The sequence below is a fragment of the Paenibacillus timonensis genome (genome assembly GCF_022427145.1).
Lineage (GTDB): Bacteria > Bacillota > Bacilli > Paenibacillales > Paenibacillaceae > Fontibacillus > Fontibacillus timonensis.
In genome coordinates, this window is the sequence record NZ_JAKSXN010000008.1 from 57,758 (window position 1) to 82,791 (window position 25,034).

The window sequence follows — 25,034 nt, forward strand, 5'->3', positions numbered from 1 at the left end:
GGACATTATTTCCGAGGAGGAATGGTGAGTGGCAGCGATTCGAATTGGCATGATCAGTTATTGGCATGTGCATGCATGGGATTATACGAAGGAGGCCTTGGCGCATCCCGACACCGAGATCACGGCGGTTTGGGACGAGAACCCGGAACGGGGCAAGGAACAGGCCGGGAAGCTGGGCGTTCCCTATTTCGATTCATTAGAAGAAATGCTGGACAGCGGCATCGATGCGGTCATCGTGGATGCGCCGACGAGGCTGCATCGGGACGTCATGGTGCAGGCTGCCCGGGCGGGGAAGCATATTTTTACCGAAAAAGTGGTGGCCCCGACCTTAAGCGAGGTCCGGGAGATCTTGGACGAGGTCGCGCGAAACGACGTCAAGCTGACGGTATCCTTGCCCCGGCTGAATGACGGATATACGCTGGCCATCTCGGAAGCGCTTCGGGAAGGGCTGCTCGGGCGCGTCACCCAGGTTCGCGTGCGCTTATCCCACAACGGCGCGATCGCGGGTTGGCTGCCGGAGCATTTCTATGACCCGGTGGATTGCGGCGGAGGGGCTTTGATTGACCTTGGCTGCCATCCGGTGTATTTGACCCGCCTGTTTTTGGGAGAAGAACCCGCCGAAGTGACGGCGCAGTTCGGATATGTGACGGGCAAGCCGGTGGAAGATAACGCCGTGTTGACGTTAAGCACCGCATCGGGGGCTGTGGGGATCGCCGAGACGGGTTTCGTGAATCCGTATTCTCCGTTTACCATCGAGGTTCACGGCACCGAGGGCAGCTTGCTGTACGGGACCCCCGAGCCGAAGCTGCTGCTGCGGACCGGTGCGAAGGGCGAGGAAGAGGCCGGACGCTGGCAGGAGCTGCCGCTTCCGGCCAACCGCCCCGGCGCGTTTGCGCAATGGGTTAGTCATATCCAAAACGGTACGTCGGCGGAGGAGAATATCCGTGAGGCCGTGGAATTAACTCGGATCATGGAGGCCGCTTATCAGTCGGTTCAAGTCAAACGCTCGGTCGTATTCTAAAAAGACCCAAGGGGCGCCCAAGCTACTTTTAGATAGCTGGCGCCCCTTGGCATGTGCAGGACTTATTCGCGTTAAATGTTCTGCGCGTATTCCGGTGCAGGGACTTTGGTTAAGACAACGTACAGGCTGGCGGGTTCGGCTCCGTCATTGCGGTAGGAGAAGGCCTCGGCTCCCTCCAGGTGCAGCGCTTCGCCTTGAGCCAGCGGCGAGGTTGCGCCGTCCACCGTGATGGACCCGTTGCCTTGCAAGGCCAAAATAAACACGTCCGTATTCGGATGCGTATGGGTCGGCAGCTCTTGCCCCGGCATAAAGTTCAGTACGAATACGACGCTTTCGCCTTTCTTGAAGGCGATGCGTTTGGTGAATTTCTCGGTTTGGTAGTCCTGGAGCCCGGTTATCGCAAGCTTTTCCATGGATAGATCCTCCTTGACCGGCCGCTTGGACCGGGTGATGGTATTGGCTTTTACGTTTCATCGTCGCTAGGAACGTCGTCTTCCTGTCTCCTATGTTAACATCAAGCCGCCGACTTATTCTTGATCTAGATCAAGGATGCGAAAAAATGTCCTATTTCAAAACTCCAGGCAACGTCCACTACTGCAAAATGAAGTAAATTGGAGGAAAGCGAATGGATGTTTTTTGAAAATGTGGTGAAAGGAGTAACGCTCGTGAAACGTTATCCGGGGATGGATCAAGAGGCGGTCATGATGGAGATCAAGCAGCTCAAACAGAAAGCCGACCGGCTGCTGGCCATGTCGATCCGGCTGAATCAACCCAGCTTGGCGGACGAGGCAGAGCGGTTATACCAGCAGATCGACAGGTTGGCTTTGCTCACCGGTTGATTTGACACGTTTAATCCTAAGCCATATATTTCAATGTTATCTCTATGTTAAATAACATTACATCCTCGGGGGTGAATGTTATTTTTTGACGTAAATGTATTGACAATGCCATCTAATCGCCTATAATTAATCACAAGAATGATAGTTTAACCAATCACACCCAAGGTTTATGATAGAATCCCTTACATGAAGGAGGGTGTGGATATGGCAATCTTAACGGCAGGCGAATGGAAGCAGGACATTTTGAGGATTTACAACGCGATAAATAAGCAAATATTTAACGTGGGTGTAAAACAGCAAAAAGTGGATTTCGTCGGCAACAAAATCGTGATTATTTCTTTGAATGGGCGAGTGCCGATCTTAAAGCTATTGGATGAGGATTATCCCCAGTCCACAAGGCAGCTGGATTACTTGTTGTTTCAGGTGTTCAAGCGGGAGATTAAGGCTGCTCTCGAACGGCAATTTCAACTGAATATCGTCGCCGTACTCAAAGATTACGATGCAGAGACCGAATTTTCCGGTACGATCGTCGTCTTGGATCGCGACGTGGAGCATTATCTGAAGGAGTCGTCGGAACTTCGCTAATTGTAAGAGCCGGCCAATCGTCAGTTTGGACTCGCAGCGCCATCGTTAGGATGCGCTATGGGTTTTAACTGGCGATTTTTTTTATAACCAGATATGAAAATGAAAAGAGTGGGGGAGTGGAACATGCAAACCAAAATCGAAATTAACGGAGTCAGTAAATGGTTTCGCCGAAACGGCCGGGATATCCCTGCCATGCAAGAAACGAGCCTGAAGATTGAAGCGGGGAGGTTCGTCAGCATCATTGGCCCGAGCGGTTGCGGCAAGTCCACCCTGTTCAACATTATTGCCGGGCTCGTTCCGCCTTCGACCGGAGAGGTGCTTGCGGATGGGGAGAACATTGTTGGGAAGACGGGATATGTGGGTTACATGCTGCAAAAAGATATGCTGCTTCCCTGGCGGACGATTCTCGACAATATCATTCTGGGTATGGAAGTCCGGGGCGTCCCGAAAAAGGAAGCGGTGGATCGGGCTTTGCCTCTGATGGAGAAGTACGGACTCAAGGGCTTTGACAAGCATTATCCCAAGGAATTATCGGGAGGAATGCGGCAGCGGGCTGCGCTGCTCAGGACACTGCTTTACGACCGCGACATCATTTTACTGGACGAGCCGTTTGGCGCGCTTGACGCACAGACCCGACTTACGATGCAAAATTGGCTGTTGCAAATTTGGACCGACTTTGGAAAAACGGTGTTGTTCGTTACGCATGACATCGATGAAGCGATTTACTTGTCCGACGACATTTATGTATTCTCTTCGCGACCGGGCCGGGTCAAAACGAAAATAACGGTAACGATGGAGCGTCCGCGCAAAACGGAGGATATGACTTCCCCGGATTTTATGGAACTGAAACATCTCTTGCTTGACCAGTTATCGGCGGGACATGCGGAGGAAGAACTCGCGCTTTGACCGTTTGGATAAAAATATCGATCTTGGAGGGATGAAGCGTGGAAGAAACTGTACGGAAATCGACCTTTGTGATCCATTCTCTGCCCACCGATGCGGCGGTAACGGTTGCCGAGAAAAAGATGAAGACACTGTCTACATCAGATTCTGCACCGCTTATTTATGATGAGGAGGCAGCGGAACGGAAGAAAGCGCGCAGGATCGGCTGGGGGAGGCTGGCCGTGGCTGTCCTGCTATTCATCATCTGGGAGGTGTTCACCCGGATCGGCTGGCTTGATCCATATTACTGGAGCAGTCCGAGCGCGATTTGGCAAACGACTTGGCTGCAGGTGTCGGAAGGCAGCTTGCTGGGGGATATCGCCTATACGTCGGGCTCAACCGTGCTGGGTTTTGTGTTCGGAACGCTATGCGGTGCTTTGCTAGGCCTGTCGTTCTGGTGGTCGCGGAGTTATGCCGGCATCAGCGAACCTTACTTAATTATTTTGAATGCGATGCCGAAGCTGGCTCTTGCGCCTGTACTCGTCATTTTACTGGGGATCGGCTTCTTTTCCAAAGTGGCGCTGGCTTTCTCCATGACGATTGTCGTATCGGCCTTGTCCGCCTACAGCGGGGTGAAAAGCGTAGACCCGGACATGGAGAAGTTGATGTATTCGCTAGGGGCTAAACGCTGGCAGGTATTTACCAAAGTCGTCATTCCGTGGTCGATGCCCTGGATCATCAGCAGCTTGCGTATCAACATTGCTCTGGCGCTTGCCGGGGCCATCGTCGGCGAATTTATTGCCTCCAGTCAAGGTGTCGGGCGAATGATCATGTATGCGGGGACGATTCTTGACATCAATCTGGTATGGGTCGGCGTGGTGGTTTTGTCAGTGCTCTCCATGGCGATGTATTGGGGGGTCATCTTGTTGGAAAAAGGGTTGTCTAAAGGTTTAGGCGTCAAGTAGCGGAGAGACTTGTCAGTCAACCGGAATCAGAAAATGTCCATGAGGGGGAAGTCGGATGAAAAAAAGTAAAATGTTACCGTTACTATTGGGATTGGCTTTGACTGGCAGCTTACTCGCGGGATGCGGAGGGAGTAGCGAGCCAACAGCGGAGGCGGCGGAGGGGAGCACACAGCTCAAAAAAATCGTGATCGCCGAACCGGTTCATTCCACGGGATACCTTCCGCTTTATTTGGCTCAACGGGAAGGTTACTTTAAGAAGCGGGGACTGGACGTGGAAGTGATTCAGGCTGCCGGCGGAGCTCACGTCACGGCGGTCGTTAGCGGTGACGCATGGGGAGTCATCGGCGGGACGGAGTCCAATGCACTGGCCAACAAGAAAAATTCCGACCCGATCGTGTCGATCGTAAACGTCGTTAACCGTGCCAACGTATACTTGGTAGCCAAGAAGGGGCTGGCCCCGGTCAGTGATTCGAAGGCGGATTTGAAAGAATTTTTCAAGGGGAAGAAGATCAACGCCGGACGTCATGGCGGTACTCCCAATTTGCTGATCCGTTATTTGCTGATCTACTTGGGGCTGGATCCGGAAAAGGACGTCACCCTGCTTGAGCCGGCTGATGCCTCGACGGTCGTGACGATGGTGCAGCAAGGAGCGGCGGACATCGGCAATGGGGCGGAGCCGCAAATCAGCGACGGGATATCCAAAGACGTATGGGGCGAACCCTTTTATAAGTTCCACGATTTCGGCGATTTCTCTTATTCCGTGCTCAGTGTCAAACAGTCGACGATCGAAGAGGATCCGGAGACGGTGCAGCTGTTCACCGATGCGATTATCGAGGCGCTAAAGGCTGTGAACAAGGACAAGGAGCTGGCGATGAAAAATATGAAAGCCGAGTTCCCAACGTTATCCGATGCTGCGATTCAGGCCTCCCTTGATCGTGCTTATGCGGACAGCTTATGGAGTCCGGACGGGTTCATCACGGAAGCCGCCGTGAAACAGGACATGGACGTGCTGATCAAAACCGGGATTTTTACGGGAGAATACGCCTATGATCAATTGGTCGATATGCAGTTCGTCAATTCATCCAACTAAGGAAGGTAAGGTGAAACGAAGTGAATTTAGATCATAAGCTGCTGAACAGCCGTGCGGCCATCGTGGTGGTGGATGTGCAGAATGATTACTGTCACCCGGAGGGGGCTTTAGCCCAAGCGGGGAATGACGTTGGTGCCGTCGCAGGGATGATGCCGAATATGCATCGTTTGCTGGCGGCTGCCAGAGAATTCCGGGTGCCGGTTATTTTTATCCAGACTTTTCATGAAGAAGCGACCGACTCCGAAGCTTGGAAAGAACGATCTAATGGAAAATCGATGGCGGTATGCCGGAAGGGCACCTGGGGGGCTGATTTCTTCGAGGTTGCGCCCGAGCCAAGTGAGGCTGTCGTTAACAAACACCGGTACAGCGCTTTTGTGAATACTCGGCTCGACTCGATACTGCGGAGCCAGAAGATCGAAACGCTGATCATGACCGGCGTCAGCACCAATGTTTGCGTGGAATCGACGGCCCGGGACGGTTTTATGCTGGATTATCACATCGTGCTGCTTCGCGATGCTTGCGCCTCTTATTCGAATCAGGCTCATGAAATGACGATGAAAAATATCGAGGGATATTTCGGAGAAGTCACGGACACCCGCCAAGTGATTTCCTTGTGGGAACGGGCTTGGAAGGCGACCGCGAACCCGATGACGATGACGCAAGTGTAAAGCAGGTGGGGTCATGAACATGAACGGCAAATACCGTACGCTGGTTCAATATATCATTTGTACGGGAGCTTTTTTATCCAACTGTTCCGCCGGCATGTTCAACATCGCGCTAGTTGATATTGCTGGAGATTATCAGGTAGGCCTAGCCTCCGCGCAATGGGTTGTTACGGCTTATCTACTGGTCATTTCCGTGCTCCTGCCGGTGATGGGGAAGCTCGGGGATATCCGAGGCCGGCGGTCCGTGCATAATCTGGGTTACTTCGGTTTCGCGTTAGGGGCGCTCGGCTGCGCGCTTGCGCCGTCACTGGGCTGGCTGATTGCCTTCCGAATCGTGCAAGGTGTTGGTGCCTCCATGTATCAGGCGACAAACATGGCGCTGATCGTATCGCTGTTTCCTCCCGAGAAGAGAGGGAGAGCCTTAGGCATGATCAGCACCTTCGTGGCCGCCGGTTCGATGATCGGCCCCAGCCTGGGAGGTGTGCTGATTCAATGGATATCCTGGGAGGCATGCTTCTGGCTGCTGGCCGGCACCGCGTTATTGGCTTGGATGATGGCCCGGCGATTTATTCCGAAGGATAAGCCGGAGAAGCAGGGACACATCGACGTAACCGGAGCCCTGCTGTTCGGTGCTTCGTTAACAGGCCTTGTCGCAGCGATTCATCTAGGCTCGGAATGGGGATGGGGCTCCCTGCCTGTGGTGGTGCTGTTGCTATTGTTCGCGGGTTGTGCCGCCGGGTTTGCCATGTGGAGTCTCTCCTCCCGGTGGGGCGTGGAGGTAAGAGATGCCCCTGTCGCCCCCCCGCAGGTACAGGAGCGGGCAGACGGCTCCCCGTTCATCAATCTCAAGCTGCTCGGGGATGCGGCGACAAATGCCGGGATCTGGATCACCATCGTTACGTATATGGCCGCTTTTTCGGCGCAACTCGTATTGCCGGTTTTTCTTCGCCATGAGCTGGGTACCCCGCCGGCGATGGCCGGATTGATGATGATGGGTTATCCGCTGGCGTTGATCGTCGCTTCCCCGTTGTTCGGCAGTTTGTCGGACAAGCACGGCTCCTTGCCGCTGCTGACGGCCGGATTGTTGGCGATGGCCGGGACGTTAGCTGCATTAGGTTTTCTTTCATCCTCATATCCGATGCTTCTCCTAATTACATTGATTGTATTGCTTGGAGCCTCCATGGGGATGATCACTTCGCCCAATACGAGCCTGGTGATGGGCCGCGTGGAGAATGGCCATTTGGGATTAATCAGTAGTTTACTAGCGTTGTCGCGTAATCTTGGCATGATGTTCGGCACTGCGGCGGGCGGCGCGTTAATTGCCGGCGCAGACGGTTACCGGATGGTTTTCGTCCTTTGTCTGGTGTTGGTGTTAGGTTCCTTAGTTCTCCTTCTTGTTACAATTCGTCAAGCACGGCACCGTCGTCACCACGAGGAGACGGTATCGCCATCCTAAACAAGCCATTGCCTGGACGTTGATCGTCCGGGCAATGGCTTATTGGTGTGAACCGTTTACAACGTGACCCCGGTTTTGAAAATGGCCAGCTCGCGGACCTCATTCTGTTCGTTCCGGGTTTGCTGCCCGCTCGCCACCGCGATGACGTACGCGATGAATTCTTCCAGCACGTCCTCCATCGGCGTATCCAGCAAGGTGCCGGCATTAAAGTCCATCCAGTGCCGCTTGCGGGCGAACAAGTCGTTGTTGGTCGCGACCTTTACCGTGGGAACGAAGCTGCCGAACGGGGTGCCGCGTCCGGTCGTGAAGAGGACCAACTGACAGTCGGCGGCGGCCAGCGCGGAGGAGGCTACCAGATCGTTGCCCGGCGCTTGCAGCAGGCTGAGTCCTTTCTTGCGCAGCTTCTCGCCGTATTTCAGCACGTCGACCACCGGGGCGGTCCCGGCTTTTTGCGTGCAGCCCAGCGATTTGTCCTCCAGCGTACTGATGCCGCCGGCCTTGTTGCCGGGCGATGGGTTTTCATAGACGGGTTCGCCGTAGGACAGGAAGTATTGCTTAAAATCATTGATGAGGGCGACGATTTGCTCGAACACCTCCGGGCTCTCCGCACGGGCCATCAGCATCTGCTCGGCCCCAAACATCTCAGGGACTTCGGTTAATATCGTGGAACCGCCTTGGGAAATGAGGAAATCGGAAAAAGCGCCAAGCAACGGGTTGGCCGTAATTCCGGAGAAACCGTCGGAGCCGCCGCATTTCAGCCCCACGTTCAGCTCGCTGAGCGGAATCGGCTCCCGGCGGTCGTCCCGGGCCGCTTCGGTCAGCTCTTCGAGCCGTGCCAGACCGGCCTCCAGCTCGTCTTCGACCTCCTGGGCAACGAGGAATTTGACGCGCTGCTCGTCGTAATCGCCCAGACGTTGGCGGAACTCGGCTACGACGTTGTTCTCGCAGCCCAAGCCGAACACCAGCACGCCGCCCGCATTGGGATGCTGCACGGCATCCGCGAGAATGCTGCGCGTCATGAGGTGGTCTTCGCCCAACTGCGAGCAGCCGTAGGGATGCTTCAGCACGGTGATGTTGTCGAAGGGGCCAAGATCCGGATGCTCCGCCTTAAAGGCGCTGATCATTTGCTCGGCGATCCCGTTCACGCAGCCGACGGTCGGCACGATGTACAGGTCGTTGCGGATGCCGGCTTTCCCATTGGTCCGGCGGTAGCCCTGAAAGGTTAGCGGGCGTTTCGGGTAAATCACGGGATGCAAGTCGGGTTGATATACGTATTGCTCCTCGCCGGCCAAATTCGTCTTCACATTATGCGTATGCACCCATTCGCCTGGGACGATGGCCGTAACGGCATGGCCGATGGGGTAGCCGTATTTGGTGACGGACGATTCGGCGGGGATGCCGGTCAACGCGATTTTATGGCCCTGAGGGATGTCTTGCTTGGCTTGAACGGACACCTCGTCCAGCCGGATCTCCTCCCCGGCTGCGATCGGCCGCAAAGCAACCGCAACGTTGTCGCGCGGATTCATTCTTATTAATCGCCGCATGGGCTGCCGCCTCCTATCCATTGTAACGTGGCCCGGGCGCCGAAAGCGTCCAGTTTCCGGACGTATTGCTCGAGGGTACTGACGAGTTCGGGGATGCCGGACAAATCCTCGCCCCATAGTTTGGCTTCCCGTAAAAGAGTCGGGATCGTTTCAGCGGGCTGCGCCCAGGCCTCGTCGAAAAGGGCGAGCACGTCCGGGCTGTCCTTCCGCTCCAGCCGGTCGCCCCGGTAACCGATCAGCAGCGCGGCAAAGGCTAACGTGATCCGCTTCGGCAGCTCGCCGCGTTCCCGCCGGTAACGCAGGAGCGCGGGCAGCAGCCGGGTTTGGAATTTGGCGATGCTGTTCAGCGAGATCGAAGCTAGCTCGTGACAGATAAACGGGTTCATGAAACGTTCCCGCACGGCCTGGGCGTAAGCTAGCAGCCCTACCTTGGGTAAATCCAGCATTGGAACGATCTCCTCCTCCATCAGTTCCCTGACGAATACGGATAAATCCTCGTCATTCATCACTTCCTCCACGGTCTCCAAGCCGGCGAGCAAGCCTAAAGCGGTCATCGCCGTGTGAGGGCCGTTCAGCAGGTGGACCTTTTGCTCGCGGTACGGGCGCAGGTCGTCGGTGAAGATAACGTTCAATCCGGCCTTGGCCAGCGGCAGCCGTTCGGGCAGCCAGGACGGACCTTCGATGACCCAGAGCAGGTACGGCTCGGCGGTCACCATCAGGCGGTCGCGATAACCAAGCTTCCGCTCCAGCTGTTCCTCCTTCTCCTGCGGAAACCCGGGAACGATGCGGTCCACGAGGCTGCAGCAAAACGTATTTTCCCGTTCCAGCCACTCGGTAAACCCGTCGCCGAGATTCCAATCCGCGGCGTAGCGCAGCACGATCTCGCGCAGCTTCTCCCCGTTGCGGTCGATCAGCTCGCAGGGAATGATCGTAAAACCCGCTTTCCCCAACTGATAACGCCGATAGAGCAGGGCGGTCAGTTTGCCGGGGAAGCTGCGCTGCGGCGCGTCCGTCAAGCGATCGTCCGGATTGTAGACGATGCCGGCCTCCGTCGTATTCGAGGTAATGAACTCGAGCGCATCTTGCTCCGCCAGGGCAAGAAATCGATCATATTCCGCGTACGGGCTGATTAGCCGGCTGACGGAGTGGATGATCTCGTGTTCGTTGACGACTCGCTGCTCCGCGATCCCGTTCATTAGCACCGTGTAAAGGTGATCCTGCTTCGCGTAATGCTCGGATACCGGGCTGGCCTGAGGTTTGATCATCACCACGCTGCCTTGAAACCGGCCCTGCTTGTTCATCTGTTGCACCTGCCAGGCGGTGAAGGCGCGCATAAAATTGCCTTCGCCGAACTGGATCACCTTTTCGGGATAGGCGGGCAAATCGGGGAATAGGGTTCGGGATAAGAGCGGGTAAAGCGAAAGCTGCGTATCCATGGGCTCCACGACTCCTTTATTTGGGATATTATGCACACGTGAACAAAATGAGGTGCAGCCGAAGCCGGAAAATAGTTGCCTGCATGCAGCTATACTCGATTTGATCGCCGATCATGGGCAAATAGCGTCTATAGTGCAGCTATTTCTGGTGATCTGTCTAGGTAGAGCGATATCGACCGGAAATAACTGCATTTCTGCAACTATATTCCCTGGATGCGTCGAAATCTCGAAAATAACTGCATGGCAGCCGTTATTCTATTCATGCCAGCTAGCAAGATTCGGCGCTGCAACCGCCAGCGTCAACCGTCAGCCGTTAAATCCCGGCCACCGATTGGCGGATCATCAGCGTCGTCGGGACGAACAGGGTGTCCCGCAACTGCTCCTTATCCGCTTGGCCCGGCCCCGGGGGCTGCAACAGCTCGATCAGCTTGCGGGTGCCGAGCTCGCTGATCTCGGCGACCGGCTTGCGGACCGTCGTCAGGGCCGGATTCGTGTAACTGGCGAACACGATATCGTCGAACCCGATCAGCGACACCTGATCCGGCACGCTCACGCCCCGGGCGAAGCAGGCGTTCATCGCGCCGATCGCCATGTCGTCGTTCGCGCAAAACACCAGCGTCGGCGGATCGGGCAGCTCCAGCAGCGCGAGCATCCTCCGGAACCCGCTGTCGATGCTGTAATCCCCGGCCGCCTGATATTCGGCGGGAAGGGAGAGTCCGTGCGCGAGCAAGCTTTCCAGGAAACCCTGCTTTCGTTCGGCCGCCGATCGGAAGCCCGCTTTCCCTTCCAGGATCGCCAACCGCCGATGGCCCCGGCCGATCGCGTAATCGATCGCTTCCCGCACGCCTTCGCGGTCGTTCGCCACGACGTTGGCGATGCCGGGATCGTCCAGATGGCGGTTCAGGACGACAAGCGGAATGCCCGCCTTCTTGACATGGTAAATAAACGCGTTATCCGCATCGCTTTGGCTCATGACCAGGATGCCGTCGAAGCGGTGCGGCGATATTCCCTCCAAATGGCGGATGCCGTCGATCCCGTGCACGGTTAGGCTATAGTTCTCGTCCAGCGCGCGGTGAATGCCCTTAATCGCATCGACGAGAAAGCTGGCGGATGTTCCTTGATCGATGCTGGAGAAAAACAGTCCGATCGTATACGTCTTCTTCATCACTAAACTTTTGGCGCTGACGTTGGGAACGTAATTCATTTCGGCGGCGATTTTTTCGATTTTGTCCCGCGTCTCCGGCTTAATCAACGGGCTGCCGTTCAGCGCCCGCGACACCGTGGTGTGGGACACGCCGGCCACGCGGGCAATGTCTTTGATCGTAATCATAGAACCTCATCTTTCGCAGAGAGTCACTAGTTATTTTTCACGTTATCATTCTATTCCCCATATCCTCAAAAAGTCAAGAAAAACAAGCTATGCACACGTGAAAATAAAAATTGCCGACGCCCAAATGTAAGCGCTATCATTACAGAAAGTGAAACAGGAAGGATGAGCGGATATGCGAGTGGAGGAGCCTCGGTCGAAGCTATGGGAATTGCTTGGGGAGTTGCCGACCGGCGATATGCCGGTCACGGTCCAACTGCTGAAGCGGGAGCGATGGACATGCCGATCGTCCCGATTCGCGAAGCATCCACGTCGGGCGGCCTGATGGCCTGGTGGCTGGCGGCGCTCGACGAGCGGATCGGCGTCGTGGTCGACCTCTGCGGGCAGGTCGATGCGGGAACCCTGATCGCCAGGCGCGGCCTGGAGCAACACGGGTTTTACTATTACGTCCCCGGGCTGTTGAAGCATGTTACGACCCTCGATATCCAAAAGCTGATCGTTCCCCGTCCCCGGCTCAGCCTTGTCGGCCGAAACGACCGGTTATGCCCGTTCGAAGGGGTGCAGCTGTTGGAACAGGGTTTACGCGAAGCTTACGCGGCAGCCGGGAAGCCGGACCATTGGCAGACCGTCATCACCGGCGGCGGCCATATGGAAACCGCGGAAATGCGGGCTGCCTGGCTGGAATTTATCGCAAGGCATTTGGTGCGTTCCGCGCAGTAGGGGGAGTTCTCCGCCGGTGAGGCGGCCTACTGATCCCCGCGAAGCTCTTCCGACGGTAGGCGGCGGAACTCGCGTTTGTACAGCCGGGCGAAATACACCGGCTCTAAGCCGACATAGGCGGCCGCCTGGCGAATCGTCATGCCGGGATGTTCGAGCAACAAGTGCCGGGCCGTTTGCAGCCGGATCTGATGGAGGTACTGCAGCGGCGTCAATCCCATCGATTGACGGAACAGCCGAGTTAGCTGCTTCTGCGAATAGCCGACATGCCCCGCCAGTCCGGAGATCGTGATCGGTCGGTTCAAGTGGTCGTGCAGGAAGCGGACCGCAATATCCACAACCGACGCGCGGTACGAGGATGGGGGAGCAGACGGCGGCACAAACGGGGCGGACGAGTCGTTTTGCCGGTTCGTTTGCCCTGACGTATCCTTGAGGATCGCCAGCAGCAGCGAGTACAGCAGCTCGGTCGTTCGCCAAGGGTCATGCTCGTTGCCGGACAGGCGCCATATGGCAAGCAGGCGGTCCGTAAACAGGGAGACGTCCGATAGCTGCAGCAGGCGCGGTGCATCCCCGAAGCCCCATCGGCTTAGCACTTCGCCGAAGTTTTCCAGCAGCGTGACGTACCCGACGAACCACGGTTGCTCCCCGTAGGGCATATATTCATGGGCGCAGCCCGCAGGGATGAAGAGCAGCTGGCCGGGGTGAAGAATGTCCCATTTGTCCTTATCGACGGTTAACCGGCGGAACTGTCCCGCCCCGGAGAGAGTCAAGAAGAGCTGATGCGCTGAAAATCCCTTCATTCGCGTGAGCGGCGGCTGAATTTCCGTCCCTACCGTATATACGGACAGCGGCAGAATCTCGTTGCGGGAAGGGGTTAAATTGCTTTTGAGCGGGAGCAGGTCCAATGAGGTTCCCTCCATTTTGTCCATTTTGTTTGGTGGATTGTCCGATTTGTGGCTTCCGCCCGATTATATCCCACCTCTATAATGAGAGCAAATCATTTTGGGAGTGTGAATCAGGTTGGAACTAAACCATGAATGGGAAAATCTATCGTGTCTGCACATCGGCCGGCTGCCGGCCCGCGCCACTTTTATTCCATATGGAAGCGCCGAGGCGGCCCGGACGGGAAAACGCGGTCGCTCACCGCATTACCAAACGTTAAACGGAATGTGGAAATTCCGCTATCATCGCAGTCTTCGTGAGGTAGACGAACGCTTTTTTGACACGGAAACGGATGTAAGCGCTTGGGACGACCTGATCGTGCCCTCTTGCTGGCAAACCAACGGTTATGATCAGTTGCATTACACGAACGTGAACTATCCGATTCCTTACGACCCGCCGTTTGTGCCGGACGACAATCCGGCAGGCGCATATGCGAGGGAGTTCAATTTGCCGGAAGCGTGGACGAAGAAGGAGACGCATATCGTGTTCGAGGGAGTCAACGCCTGCTTTTACTTGTGGGTGAACGGACGCTTCGTCGGATACAGCCAAGGCAGCCGGATCCCAGCGGAATTCGACCTTTCGCCGTACGTCACCGCGGGCCGCAACCGCATCGCCGTGCTGGTGCTGAAATGGTGCGACGGCACGTATTTGGAAGATCAGGATGTCTGGCGGTTCTCCGGAATCTATCGCGACGTCTATTTGCTATCCCGGGAAACATCGCATGTTCGCGACGTATTCAACCAACCGCTGTTGTCGGACGATCTGACCGAGGGCAAGCTCCGCTCGGAGATTGAAACGACGGGCAGCCTGACCGTGCAAGCAGAATTATGGGATCCGACAGGAAAGTTGGTGGAACGGCAGGAGACGCAAATTGACGGCAAAGGGGCCATCGAGCTGGATGTGCCGCAGCCGCAGTTATGGAATGCCGAGCAACCTCGATTGTATGAGCTGCTACTGACGGCGGGTCAAGAGGTACTGCGTTTTCGCGTCGGCTTCAAAAAGGTAGAAATCGTAAACGGCATCTTCCGCATTAACGGCCGGGCCGTGAAGCTAAAAGGCGTCAATCGCCACGATTCCCATCCGGAGCTGGGGCAAACGATCCCAATGAACCATATGATGACGGATTTAATGCTGATGAAGCGGCATAACGTCAATACAATCCGCACCTCGCATTATCCGAACGACCCGAAGTTTCTTGATTTATGCGATCAATACGGGTTCTACGTCGTCGATGAAGCGGACTTGGAGTGCCATGGCGTCACCAGCACCGGGAAACTTGAAGAGGGAGTCTTCCATAAGCTGACGAAGAACCCGGAATGGCGGGACGCGTTCGTGGAACGTGCAGTCCGCATGGTCGAGCGGGACAAGAATCACGCCTCCGTCATCCTCTGGTCGATGGGTAACGAATCCGGGTATGGGGCCAACCATATGGCGATGGCGGAGTGGACGAAAGCGCGCGACGCTTCTCGGCCGGTGCATTACGAAGGGGCGGATGCCCGGTATTACGGTGATCCGGACACGGCCTGCCTTGATTTGGACAGCCGCATGTACCCCTCGGTGCAGAAGATCGAGCGGTATGCCCTGGATGAGAACAGCACCAAACCGCTGTTCCTGTGCGAATATAGCCATGCCATGGGGAACGGGCCAGGGGATTTGCGGGACTACTGGAACGTGATTTATCGCTATCCGAAGCTGATGGGCGGCTGCGTCTGGGAGTGGTGCGATCACGGCATTGCGGCCGAGACGCCGGACGGACAGCGTTATTTTGCATATGGCGGCGATTTCGGCGATCAGCCGAACGACGGGAACTTCTGCATCGACGGCCTTGTATCGCCGGATCGCCGGCCGCACACCGGGTTGTTGGAATTGAAGCAGGTCATTGCGCCGGTTCAGATCGAAGCGGAGGATGCCGGGCAAGGCCGGTTCCGCGTATTGAACCGTTATGACTTCAGCAATCTGTCGCACCTGGCCGTCAGCTGGAAGCTGGAGCGGGACGGGGAAGTGCTTCGGCAAGGCCGGTCGGCCTTGCTAACGGCGGAGCCGGGCGAGACGCAAGAGATGAACCTCCCTTGCGATCTGCCGCACGACGTGCCGGGACCGTTCGTATTGACCTGCTCGGTCCGGCAGCAGCAGGATACGCCATGGGCGGAGGAAGGGTACGAAATCGCCTTCTATCAATTCGAGCTGCCGGGGGCGAAGGCCAAGCTGTCTCAAGAGAAGCCGCAGTTCCGGGAATACGCAGCGTTTATGCAAGCGGAGGAGCGGGGCGGACTCCTTACCGTGACCGGATTCGATTTCGAGCACGTCTTTGACCTGAAGCTCGGCATGCCGCGGCAGTTGTCGAAGCAGGGCGTTCCGCTGCTTTCCCGTCCGGCCCGGTTTAACCTGTGGCGGGCACCGATGGACAACGATATGTATATCCGCCGGGAATGGGAAGCTGCCGGACTCCATCATGCAGCCATGAAGGTATACTCGAGCCGGTGGGAACAGAAACCGGACGCTACGGTCGAAGTCCGTGTCGACTTCTCGCTCGCCAGCTACAGCTACGAACCGTTCGTGCGCGGCAGCGCCGTCTGGACGGTTGGAATCACGGGGGAAGTCAAGCTGGCAGTTCATGCCGACGTGCGCGAGAATCTTCCTTATCTGCCGCGCTTCGGCCTCGAGCTGACGATGCCGAAGGGGACCGAAGAGATCGAATATTACGGATACGGTCCGCATGAGAGCTACATCGACAAGCGTTCGAGCGTACGCAAAGGAAAATACCTGCTGTCGGTGGACGACATGTTCGAGAATTACGTCATGCCGCAGGAAACCGGTTCTCGCTATGGCACCGATTGGGCGATCGCTTCCACCGTACAAGGCATGGGGCTGAAATTCGCGGCGACGCAGCCGTTCTCGTTCCAGGCCTTGCATTACGCGGCCGAGGACTTGGCGGCGGCGAAACATACGTACGAGCTCAAGCGCCGTCCCGAAACGATCATTTCGCTCGATTACCAAATGAGCGGCGCGGGGTCTGGCTCCTGCGGACCGCAGCTGGCGGAGCCTTACCGTTTTGCCGAGAAATCGTTTGATTTCGAATTCACAATTCAACCGGTCTTTAAGGAAGAAGATTAGAAGTAGAATAAACCAGGTGATATAGTGCTGTTCCCCGGCCATGCGGCCGGGCGAACGGCTTTTTTTGTTGCGGTTGGACGCTGAAGCTGGCGACTTTAGGCGTATTTTCCATGTCAAAAGTTTGTTTGGGGGGAAGACTTGACGGGCGATTCATTAGGGAGTATATTATTAAGCGCTGAAATATTTAAACAGTAAATTAATTAAATTGTTAAATAATCGGACGGCTCAAAGCAGGAAGGAGGGGGAGGGGCATTGGTGAAAAAAGAAGAGCTGTTCGAAGTGACTTCGATGTTTCGAACGCTGATTAAGGCGATCACTCAGGAGTGGAACAAACGCGGCGGCGATTTTAACCTCAGCTTCCCGCAATATAAAATGCTCTACATGCTGAATGCCACCGGGACGCATACCGTATCGCAGCTGGCAGAGGGGCTTGGAATTACCTCGGCAGCGATCACGGGGATTACCGACCGGCTGGTCACGGAAGGTTTCGTGAACCGGGAACGCGGGGAGAACGACCGCCGGGTCGTGAACATCTCGATTACCGACCGGGGCAGGGAAATCATCAGCCAGGTCACCGAACGGCAAAAGGAGATGCTCGAGGGGATTTTCGATCAACTGCAAGAGGAAGATTTACAGCATTTGCGGCGAATTTTTGGCGTAGTGCTTGCAAATATAGACAATAAATCATAACGGAGATGGAGAAACTACATGGAACACTTAACACTTAAACGTAAAGTTTCGATTATGATCGCCATCATGGCCGCGATGTTCTTCGCCGCCATTAACCAGACGATCGTGAGCACGGCGATGCCGCGGATCATTTCGATTCTTGACGGCATGGACTATTATACCTGGACGATCAACATTTACTTGCTGACGTCCACGATCGCTACCGTCTTGGTCGGCAAGCTGTCCGACATGTACGGGAGGAAGCCGTTCCTGCTGATCGGGATCCTGCTCTTTATGGCGGGCGCTTTTATGACCGGGACGTCCTCGGACGTATTCCAGTTCATCGCCTACCGGGGGATTCAAGGGATCGGCGCCGGCATCATCCAATCGACCGCCTTTACGGCTGTCGGCGACTTGTTCCCGCCGCGGGAGCGCGGCAAATGGATGGGTCTCATGACGGCGATTTTCGGCTTTTCCAGCGTACTTGGCCCAACCTTGGGCGGTTATCTCGTCGATCACATGGATTGGCACTGGTTGTTCTGGATTTTCCTGCCGCTTGGCATCGTAGCGTTTGTCATGATCTTGTCGCTATTTCCGAAAATGGAGCGAGGCAGCTCCCAAAGCATCGACTATTTAGGCTCCCTGTTCATGACGACGACGATCGTGCCGATGCTGCTGGCCTTCTCTTGGGCGGGAACGACGTACGCTTGGGATTCGGCGCAAATTATCGGTTTGCTCGCGGCCTCGGTCGTATCCGCATTGATCTTCGTGTTCGTGGAATCGAAGGTGAAAAATCCGATTTTGCCGCTTCACTTGTTTAAAAACGATGTCGTGACGATTTCCAATATCATCGGTTTCATCATGAACTTCGGGATGATGGGCGCCTTGATCTACCTGTCGTTCTTCGTGCAAGGCGTGCTCGGCATTTCGCCGACGTATGCCGGCTACGTAACGATGCCGATGTCGATCGTGATGGTCGTCGCGAGTGCCGTCACCGGCCAAATGATCGCGAAGAAAGGCAAATACAAGCAATTTGCGCTGTTTGGCATTCCGATCATGATTGCGGGGATGGCCATTATGATCTTCATGAACAGCGTACCGGTCGCCATCCTCAGCATGATCGTGTTTGGTTTGGGACTGGGCGTCGGGATGCCGGTATTCTCGCTGGCCACGCAAAACGCCGTGCCGCATAAAGAGCTTGGGGTAGTTACCGCTTCGACGCAGCTGTTCCGTAACCTCGGCGGTACGATCGGGATCGCGGTCATGGGTACCGTCATGTCGAACAATTTGACGAAAAACTTGAAAGAAGCGCTGCAATCGTCCGCAGCACCTGACATGAGCAAGATGGATCCGCAGATGGTACAGCAAATGACCGCTTTCGCTAACCCGCAAACCTTGATGAACAAGCCGTTGCTGGAGCAGACGCAAGCCGGCTTGCCTGCGGAAGCGCAGCCGCTGTTCGCGCAGATGATCCAAGGCATCCGCGATGCGCTGGGCGATACGTTGTCCACCGTGTTCCTGACCGGAACCTTGGTGCTGGTCGTGGCTTTCGTGTTGGTCTTCTTCCTGAGAGAACTGCCGCTTCGGTCTACGAATCAGGCACCGGCTCCGCTGACTGCCAAAGAAGGCGGCGAAGAAGGTGCGGCGCAGGCAGCTCAAGCTTCCGCTCCGCATCAAGCTTAATCGGAACCGCTCCGCATAAGCCAGAGTCATCGCATCACGAATGCGAAGGCTCTGGCTTTATTTTTGCGGTCGGAGTCCCCCGCCGCCATATAGACGCGAACTCCCGAAGAAGGGGAGGTTTGCGTCTTTTTTTTCTACCACGGCTCTATCGTAAGCTATAAATTCGTAATCTGCCGAAACTTTCCAAACGCGACTCTAACGCTTGCTACAAGTCTTAAACCGGCAAAAAACGCGGCATTGCGATTCTAACGCGGATCACAGCGCTTATTGCACCATTTTACGGGTGAAAGGAGGTGCTTTCGCAGGAATAGCGTGGCTCAGCGTCGTTAGAATTGGGTTCGCGTCGAAATGGCCACCCTAGCGTTTCTCATCAGCGTTAAAGCATGCTGTGCGGCATAATGGCTGGTCAACAAGGCTACATCTACTCCCAGCGCGTGTTTCTGTATTGTTAGTAATCCGGGGGGAGATTTGTCGATTCGAGAGAAGTATTGGACAATTTTGCGGAACTAAATTTCAAAAAATATTTTCTTATTGAAATAAAATTTCGACGTCTTTATAATTGCCCTAAGAGTAAAACTATCAGTTGGTTTACGGAGAGCGAGGTGATGGACATAGCCGGCATGGAGCAGCTGACGTCCTGCCGAAAGGATAACCGTCTATGCCGGACACATGGGAAAACAGCACAAGGAAGCCCGAGGAGGACCGTGCATGAGGGAAGCGAACTGGCTAGTCGATATGGAGGCGGCGGAAGCGATGGGGCTGGACCCGAACCGGGTTCCGTGGATCGGAGAAGCGCTGCGCGAAGCGGTGCGTGCCGGCGATATCCCCGGCGGGGTCGCGGTCGTATCGCGGCGTGGAAGGCGGATCCGCTTCGCCTGCGGCAACGCCGTTGACGACGAGACCGGGCAAACGCGTGTATCGTTCGATACGATCTACGACTGCGCTTCGCTGACGAAGATCGCGGTGACGCTGCCGCTGGCGTTGCGGCTGGCCGAGCGTGGGCAGCTGCGGCTGGACGAACCGGCAGCGTCGCATTTGCCCGCTCTGGCCGCCGCGGAAGCAAGGCGGCGGCCGGGAGCCGCGGGCGAGCGGATGACGCTCCGGCATCTGCTCACGCATACGGCGGGCCTGGCGCCGTTCTACGATCTGCATTCCCGGGGGTTCAGCCGGGAGGAGATCGTGGACTTCATCTGCCAGGCACCGCCGGAGGCAGCCCCAGGCGCTAGGGTGGCGTACAGCGACCTGGGCTATATCCTGCTTGGCGAGATCATCGCCAAGGTGGCGGGGCGGCCGCTGCCGGAACTCGCGGCAGCGGAGCTGTTCGCACCGCTGGGCATGGCGTCCAGCGGCTACCTGCCGGCGCCGGAGCTGCGCCGGCGCATCGCCTCGACCGCCGAGCCCGGCGCGGCGGTCGGCTCCGCGGCCCCGGGCGATCCCGTCGTCGTGCACGACGAGAACGCCCGGGCCCTGGCCGGCGTCAGCGGGCACGCCGGCCTGTTTGCCACCGCGGACGACCTGGCGTCGTACGCGGAGCTGTGGCTGGCCGGCGGCTATGGCGCCGCCGCCGGCCAGCGGGTGCTCTCGGCCGCGGCGGTGGAAGCCGCGACGCGGCCGTGCACGGCCGGCGTGCCGGGCGGCTGCCGCGGCCTCGGCTGGGTGCTGCGCGGCGATCCGTTCGACGCCGCCGGCGACCTGCTCTCCCCGGTGGCCTACGGTCACACCGGGTTCACCGGCACAAGCCTGTACGTCGACCCTCCGCGGGAGCTGGCTTGCGTCTTGCTTACCAATCGCGTCCACTACGGGCGGGACCGCTCCGTGGCCGGCTTGCGCGCCAAGTTCCATAATGCGGCAGCCGCGGCGATCGCCGATTGAAGGTTATCGCGAATCGCCCAAGCTTGGCTATGGGTCGCCGCAAGCGAGCCTCAGGCCAACGGCGGGGGGCACTATTTTGATGCAGGAGGAGATCGATCATGGAACAAATCGTTACCCGGGGCTACAAGCCCGGCGACGAGCCGCGGATCGTCGAGCTTTGGAACCGTACGCTGCTCCTTGATCCGGTAACGGCCAAGCGATTCCGCAATCTGGTGCTGCTGGACGCCAATTTCGACCCGGAGGGGATGAGGCTGGCGTTCGGCGAAGCAGGTCAACTGGTCGGCTGCGTGTACGCCGTCCGCCGCTTGCTGCCGATGAGCGGTACGGAACTGGAGCCAGATCACGGCTGGATTCCGTTCTTCTTCGTGGACTCGGCAGCCGAGCGCCAGGGCATTGGCAGCCGATTGCTGGACGAAGCCGAGGGGTTCTTGCGCGGCCTTGGCCGAAAGAAGTTGTTTTTCGCCTCCTACGCCCCGAATTACATCGTTCCCGGCATCGACGCGACGGGATATCCGAAGGGCGAGTCGTTTTTGCGCAAAACGGGCTTCACTAAGCAGTATTCGGCCGTCGCAATGGACTACAGCCTGGTCGGTTACGAGATCCCGGCGGAAGTGGCCGCGCTCAAACGTCAAAGGGAGGCGGAGGGGTATACCTTCCAAACGGCGCAGGACGCGGACCTTACGGAACTGATCCGCTTTAACCTGGATCATTTCAACCCTGATTGGGCGCGGGCGATCCGCGAGGGAATCCTCCAGGGATTGGCGCTGGAGCAAATTTTGGTGGCCCGCGAACGGGGCCGGCTTGTCGGCTTCTGCCTGTTCGGAGGATACGAAGGCGTCCGCGAGCGGTTTGGACCGTTTGGCGTCCATCCGGACCAACGCGGCCAGGGCATCGGCAAAATCCTGCTGCACGACTGCCTTCGGAACATGCGCGCCCATGCGCTGCACGGGGCCTGGTTCCTCTGGACCGGCGAGCAAAGCCCGGCCGGGCATCTGTACAAACAAACCGGATTTTCCGTCACAAGAACGTTCGACATCATGGTTAAGACTCTCGCGTAATCACCGCTTGACGGCCGCTTAGGAATGCGGCATGCGAAAGTGAAATTCAAATTCCGGGAGGGAGAAGCGTGAAAAAAACGTTAGCTTGGCTTATGACGATCGTATGTGTCTTCGGTTTGACCGCCTGTTCTTCCGGCAATAACGCGAGCTCCTCCTCGAAAGTGACCCTCACGCTGCTCTCGCACTACACCGGTGAAAACGAGAAATTCATCCAACCTTATATCGAGCAATGGAACAAGGAAAATCCCGACATCCAGGTCAAGCTGACGCCGGTCGAATTCGACCAGCTGCTGAGCACGATGATGACCAAACAGACGGCCGGCCAGGTAGCCGACATCGTCCATACGTACACGTTATGGGGCGGACAGCTGTCCAAAAACAAGGTGCTGGCCCCGGCTCCGGATGACGTCGCGGCGGATATCAAGGAGAACTATCCGGCTTCCGCGGTGGCGGCGGCAACGATCGACGGGAAGATCGTCGGTTATCCGACCGAGGTGCAGGCTTACGGTTTGTTCTACAACAAAAAGCTACTGAAGGAAGCCGGCTTCGATCAGCCGCCGAAAACATGGGACGAATTGCTGCAGATGGCTTCCGCGATCGAACAAAAAGACAAGAACGGCAAAACGACGGTGCAAGGCTTCGGCTTCCTTCGCGGCTATGCCGGCAAGGTCGTGCAGCCGTTCATGGGGTTGCTGGCCACGGCCGGAGGCACGCTCCTGAGCGAGGACATGAGCAAGCCGAACCTTGACAGCGATGCCGCCAAGCAGACGGTCGATCTGTATTCCAAGGTTTACGGAAGCGGCGGCATCTCCGATATCGGGTTCGAAACGACCAAGGCGTTTGGTGCCGGCCAGGTGGCGATGACGATTGAAGCCGGCTGGTGGGCTGGTTCGCTGAAGACGCTCATGAAGGACGGATTCGCCGACGTCGGCGCAGCCCCGTTGCCTTCGCCGGACGGCCAGACTCAAGGCTCCCTGGCGTATACCTGGGCCTTTGGGGTGAACTCGAAGTCGAAACATCAGGATGCGGCTTGGAAGTTTCTCAAATGGTTCAACTCGGTTAACGTCAAGAACGACATGACGCCGGAAGGCAATTTCCTGATCGAAGGCTTTAATACGGTACCTGCGCGCAAAACGGATCTGGCTTCGAAGACGATCCAAGACAAGCTGGCCGCCGACCCGATTGCCAAGACATTCTCCGATGCGCTGCAGTACGCGAGCCCCGAGCAAAACCCGGCGACCGCTTCGGAAATTCAGGACATTTTGTATAAGCAGATCGAAAACATGTGGGCGGGCAAAGCGACGAAGGAAGACGTGCTTGAGAACGCGCAAAAGGACATCCAGGCGAAGCTGGGGCAATAGGGTGGCCGGCCGATGAAAAAGAAACTGGGTTTGGCGCATCGGGAAGGGTTAGTCGGTTATTTGTTCCTGTCGCCGGTATTCGCGTTTTATGCGATTTTCCTGGTGATCCCGTTTTTCTTCTCCTTCTTCCTCAGCTTTACGGAATGGGGCGGCTTCGATCTCGCGTCGATCAAGTGGGTTGGGCTGGCCAATTACCGCTTGTTGTTTTCTCCGGAATCGAACTTCCTGCATCCCGTGCTGACCAACACGTTTACGTTCGCCTTCGGCACGGTAGCCGTTTCATTCCTCTGCGCGCTGGCGGTCGCCTACTTCATTACGCGGCTGCGTTGGGAGGGGCTGTGGCGGACGCTGTACTTTCTGCCATCGGTCACGACGGTAGTGGCCATAGGCAATATCTGGCTGTACCTGTACAATCCGACAAATGGGCTAATCAACGAATTGTTCACTTGGGTGGGCCTGCCGCGGCAGAACTTTCTTCAGGATCCGAATACGGCGCTGACGTCGGTGATCGTGGTGGGCGGCTGGCTCGGGATTGGCAGCTCGATGCTGATCCTGTCGGCCGGGCTGAAGGCCATCCCGGAGGACTTCTACGAGGCGGCCGATCTGGAGGGGGGAAGTTTGTGGAACGTGTTCGTCGGAATTACGCTGCCGCTGCTGAAGCCGTCCATCACCTTCGTGCTGATCACGTCGTTTATCGGCGGGCTGCAGTCGTTTACGCTGACCATGGTGATGACGCGGACCGGGGGGCCGGGCGATGCCACTAACGTAGCCGGTCTGGAAATGTATAAACAGGCGTTTTCGTTCGGCAATTGGGGACTCGCCAGCGCCATGGCATTTGTGCTGTTCGTCTGCATCATGATCATAACGGCGATCCAGATGCGGTTCTTTAAACGGGGAGGGGTGGAGAGCTACTGATGCGACGAAAAAAAACGCCTTGGGTTTCCTTCGCGATCATCGTGATCGGCTCCGTCGCGATGCTGTTTCCTTTCCTGGACATGATCTTCAGCTCGTTCAAAGGGGCGGCGGAATATAACAGCTTGTACTACCGTTTCTTGCCGGAGACGTTCCAGTTCGGCAACTATGGACTGGCGTTCGAATCGCTGAACATCGCCTTGCTGTTCAAAAATAGCCTGATTAAATCCGTCGTCACCACCGTCCTGGTGCTGCTGACGAGTTCGATGGCGGCGTATGCGTTGTCGAAGCTGCGGTTTCGCGGGCGGGACGGCGTCTTCCGGTTTATTTTATCGACGATGATGATTCCAAGCTTTCTGTTCTTTATCCCGAACTTTTATATCATGACGCATTTTCCGCTCGTCGGCGGCAACGATCTGTTCGGCAACGGCGGCGTGGGCGGGCTAACGACGTCGATCCTCTCGCTGATCCTGCCTTTTGCGGTCAGCGCGTACGGAATCTTCCTGATGCGCCAGTTCATCATGACGATCCATAACGCATATTTGGAAGCGGCCCGCATCGACGGCGCATCGGAGTTCCGCATTTATTTTCGGCTGGTCCTGCCGATGACCGGACCGGCGCTGGCGACCCTGGCGATTTTCGAATTCATCGGGCAGTGGAACGAATTCATTTGGGCGCTGATCATTAACTCGGTCAATCCCGAACTGGCGGTGCTTCCCGTCGGGGTACAAATGCTCAAGGACCATCTCGATCCGACGTTGACTCAGCCGCTCCTGATGGCCGGGCTGGTCATTTCGACGGTGCCGATCCTGATCGTGTTTATCGTCCTGCAAAAATACTACGTGCGGGGCATGATGAACTCCGGGTTGAAAGAGTAAAGGCTGCAATACCACTAC

At 56.7% G+C, this 25,034-nt stretch carries 21 protein-coding genes and 1 pseudogene; 17 read left to right on the forward strand and 5 right to left on the reverse strand.

The window, feature by feature from the left end; translation table 11 throughout:
- Positions 1-49: 49 nt before the first annotated feature.
- Positions 50-1,021 carry a Gfo/Idh/MocA family protein gene (locus MJ257_RS04700; protein WP_240268183.1) on the forward strand — a complete coding sequence of 324 codons (972 nt, stop codon included), beginning with the start codon at positions 50-52 and terminating at the stop codon, positions 1,019-1,021.
- Between the two features lie 71 nt (positions 1,022-1,092).
- Here the strand turns inward: MJ257_RS04700 and MJ257_RS04705 are convergent, their stop codons facing one another.
- Complete coding sequence (locus tag MJ257_RS04705) at positions 1,093-1,434, reverse strand: cupin domain-containing protein (RefSeq protein WP_240268147.1); 342 nt, start codon at positions 1,432-1,434, stop codon at positions 1,093-1,095.
- A gap of 252 nt (positions 1,435-1,686) precedes the next feature.
- Between MJ257_RS04705 and MJ257_RS04710 the strand changes: the two genes are divergently transcribed.
- The 7 genes from MJ257_RS04710 (at position 1,687) to MJ257_RS04740 (ending at position 7,503) form a co-directional block, all read left to right on the forward strand.
- Complete coding sequence (locus MJ257_RS04710) at positions 1,687-1,860, forward strand: hypothetical protein (protein ID WP_240268148.1); 174 nt, start codon at positions 1,687-1,689, stop codon at positions 1,858-1,860.
- Positions 1,861-2,064: 204 nt separating this feature from the next.
- Positions 2,065-2,445, forward strand: coding sequence for a Na-translocating system protein MpsC family protein (locus tag MJ257_RS04715; RefSeq protein WP_240268150.1), 381 nt, complete (start codon positions 2,065-2,067; stop codon positions 2,443-2,445).
- A gap of 123 nt (positions 2,446-2,568) precedes the next feature.
- Positions 2,569-3,351: an ABC transporter ATP-binding protein gene (locus tag MJ257_RS04720; protein WP_240268151.1), complete on the forward strand. Its 783-nt coding sequence runs from the start codon at positions 2,569-2,571 to the stop codon at positions 3,349-3,351.
- Positions 3,352-3,389: 38 nt separating this feature from the next.
- On the forward strand, positions 3,390-4,292 hold the full coding sequence (locus MJ257_RS04725) for an ABC transporter permease (RefSeq protein WP_372489741.1): 903 nt from the start codon (positions 3,390-3,392) through the stop codon (positions 4,290-4,292).
- Positions 4,293-4,347: 55 nt separating this feature from the next.
- A complete protein-coding gene (locus MJ257_RS04730; protein WP_240268152.1) occupies positions 4,348-5,382 on the forward strand; it encodes an ABC transporter substrate-binding protein in 1,035 nt (344 codons plus the stop codon).
- A 20-nt stretch (positions 5,383-5,402) separates the two neighbouring features.
- Positions 5,403-6,050, forward strand: a complete 648-nt coding sequence (locus MJ257_RS04735) for a cysteine hydrolase family protein (protein ID WP_240268154.1) — start codon at positions 5,403-5,405, stop codon at positions 6,048-6,050.
- A gap of 19 nt (positions 6,051-6,069) precedes the next feature.
- Positions 6,070-7,503 (forward strand): MFS transporter, encoded by a 1,434-nt coding sequence (locus MJ257_RS04740; RefSeq protein ID WP_240268155.1) that lies wholly within the window; start codon positions 6,070-6,072, stop codon positions 7,501-7,503.
- A 56-nt stretch (positions 7,504-7,559) separates the two neighbouring features.
- On the opposite strand, the gene MJ257_RS04745 is transcribed toward MJ257_RS04740, so the two are convergent.
- The 3 genes from MJ257_RS04745 to MJ257_RS04755 form a co-directional block, all read right to left on the reverse strand.
- Entirely contained in the window at positions 7,560-9,047 is a 1,488-nt protein-coding gene (locus tag MJ257_RS04745) for a UxaA family hydrolase (protein WP_240268156.1), read from the reverse strand.
- Complete coding sequence (locus MJ257_RS04750; RefSeq protein ID WP_240268157.1) at positions 9,035-10,483, reverse strand: tagaturonate reductase; 1,449 nt, start codon at positions 10,481-10,483, stop codon at positions 9,035-9,037. Before MJ257_RS04750 ends, MJ257_RS04745 begins: the two co-directional genes overlap by 13 nt.
- A gap of 313 nt (positions 10,484-10,796) precedes the next feature.
- Positions 10,797-11,813, reverse strand: a complete 1,017-nt coding sequence (locus MJ257_RS04755; protein WP_240268158.1) for a LacI family DNA-binding transcriptional regulator — start codon at positions 11,811-11,813, stop codon at positions 10,797-10,799.
- A gap of 312 nt (positions 11,814-12,125) precedes the next feature.
- Here MJ257_RS04755 and MJ257_RS04760 point away from each other — a divergent pair.
- Positions 12,126-12,530, forward strand: a pseudogene (locus MJ257_RS04760) (alpha/beta hydrolase family protein); the annotation flags it as partial.
- 26 nt (positions 12,531-12,556) lie between these two features.
- Here the strand turns inward: MJ257_RS04760 and MJ257_RS04765 are convergent.
- Positions 12,557-13,456 carry a helix-turn-helix domain-containing protein gene (locus MJ257_RS04765; protein ID WP_240268159.1) on the reverse strand — a complete coding sequence of 300 codons (900 nt, stop codon included), beginning with the start codon at positions 13,454-13,456 and terminating at the stop codon, positions 12,557-12,559.
- Positions 13,457-13,547: 91 nt separating this feature from the next.
- Here MJ257_RS04765 and MJ257_RS04770 point away from each other — a divergent pair, with 91 nt between their 5' ends.
- From MJ257_RS04770 to MJ257_RS04805, 8 genes are all read left to right on the forward strand, one after another.
- On the forward strand, positions 13,548-16,583 hold the full coding sequence (locus MJ257_RS04770; RefSeq protein WP_240268160.1) for a glycoside hydrolase family 2 TIM barrel-domain containing protein: 3,036 nt from the start codon (positions 13,548-13,550) through the stop codon (positions 16,581-16,583).
- 252 nt (positions 16,584-16,835) lie between these two features.
- Positions 16,836-17,273: a MarR family winged helix-turn-helix transcriptional regulator gene (locus MJ257_RS04775; RefSeq protein WP_240268161.1), complete on the forward strand. Its 438-nt coding sequence runs from the start codon at positions 16,836-16,838 to the stop codon at positions 17,271-17,273.
- Positions 17,274-17,291: 18 nt separating this feature from the next.
- Positions 17,292-18,935 carry a DHA2 family efflux MFS transporter permease subunit gene (locus MJ257_RS04780; RefSeq protein ID WP_240268162.1) on the forward strand — a complete coding sequence of 548 codons (1,644 nt, stop codon included), beginning with the start codon at positions 17,292-17,294 and terminating at the stop codon, positions 18,933-18,935.
- A 708-nt stretch (positions 18,936-19,643) separates the two neighbouring features.
- Positions 19,644-20,807, forward strand: a complete 1,164-nt coding sequence (locus MJ257_RS04785; protein WP_240268163.1) for a serine hydrolase domain-containing protein — start codon at positions 19,644-19,646, stop codon at positions 20,805-20,807.
- Positions 20,808-20,905: 98 nt separating this feature from the next.
- Positions 20,906-21,865, forward strand: a complete 960-nt coding sequence (locus MJ257_RS04790; RefSeq protein ID WP_240268164.1) for a GNAT family N-acetyltransferase — start codon at positions 20,906-20,908, stop codon at positions 21,863-21,865.
- Between the two features lie 68 nt (positions 21,866-21,933).
- Positions 21,934-23,226, forward strand: coding sequence for an ABC transporter substrate-binding protein (locus MJ257_RS04795; protein ID WP_240268166.1), 1,293 nt, complete (start codon positions 21,934-21,936; stop codon positions 23,224-23,226).
- Positions 23,227-23,238: 12 nt separating this feature from the next.
- Positions 23,239-24,141: a carbohydrate ABC transporter permease gene (locus tag MJ257_RS04800; protein ID WP_240268167.1), complete on the forward strand. Its 903-nt coding sequence runs from the start codon at positions 23,239-23,241 to the stop codon at positions 24,139-24,141.
- On the forward strand, positions 24,141-25,016 hold the full coding sequence (locus MJ257_RS04805) for a carbohydrate ABC transporter permease (protein WP_240268168.1): 876 nt from the start codon (positions 24,141-24,143) through the stop codon (positions 25,014-25,016). Before MJ257_RS04800 ends, MJ257_RS04805 begins: the two co-directional genes overlap by 1 nt.
- The last annotated feature ends 18 nt before the right edge of the window (positions 25,017-25,034 follow it).

Coding starts and splice junctions, on each gene's coding strand:
- MJ257_RS04700 (WP_240268183.1), top strand. CDS start 50: ATGATCAGTTATTGGCATGTGCATGCATGGGATTATACGAAGGAGGCC.
- MJ257_RS04785 (WP_240268163.1), top strand. CDS start 19,644: ATGAGGGAAGCGAACTGGCTAGTCGATATGGAGGCGGCGGAAGCGATG.
- MJ257_RS04755 (WP_240268158.1), bottom strand. CDS start 11,813: ATGATTACGATCAAAGACATTGCCCGCGTGGCCGGCGTGTCCCACACC.
- MJ257_RS04780 (WP_240268162.1), top strand. CDS start 17,292: ATGGAACACTTAACACTTAAACGTAAAGTTTCGATTATGATCGCCATC.
- MJ257_RS04740 (WP_240268155.1), top strand. CDS start 6,070: ATGAACGGCAAATACCGTACGCTGGTTCAATATATCATTTGTACGGGA.
- MJ257_RS04745 (WP_240268156.1), bottom strand. CDS start 9,047: ATGCGGCGATTAATAAGAATGAATCCGCGCGACAACGTTGCGGTTGCT.
- MJ257_RS04790 (WP_240268164.1), top strand. CDS start 20,906: ATGGAACAAATCGTTACCCGGGGCTACAAGCCCGGCGACGAGCCGCGG.
- MJ257_RS04765 (WP_240268159.1), bottom strand. CDS start 13,456: ATGGACAAAATGGAGGGAACCTCATTGGACCTGCTCCCGCTCAAAAGC.
- MJ257_RS04720 (WP_240268151.1), top strand. CDS start 2,569: ATGCAAACCAAAATCGAAATTAACGGAGTCAGTAAATGGTTTCGCCGA.
- MJ257_RS04750 (WP_240268157.1), bottom strand. CDS start 10,483: ATGGATACGCAGCTTTCGCTTTACCCGCTCTTATCCCGAACCCTATTC.
- MJ257_RS04800 (WP_240268167.1), top strand. CDS start 23,239: ATGAAAAAGAAACTGGGTTTGGCGCATCGGGAAGGGTTAGTCGGTTAT.
- MJ257_RS04705 (WP_240268147.1), bottom strand. CDS start 1,434: ATGGAAAAGCTTGCGATAACCGGGCTCCAGGACTACCAAACCGAGAAA.
- MJ257_RS04730 (WP_240268152.1), top strand. CDS start 4,348: ATGAAAAAAAGTAAAATGTTACCGTTACTATTGGGATTGGCTTTGACT.
- MJ257_RS04805 (WP_240268168.1), top strand. CDS start 24,141: ATGCGACGAAAAAAAACGCCTTGGGTTTCCTTCGCGATCATCGTGATC.
- MJ257_RS04715 (WP_240268150.1), top strand. CDS start 2,065: ATGGCAATCTTAACGGCAGGCGAATGGAAGCAGGACATTTTGAGGATT.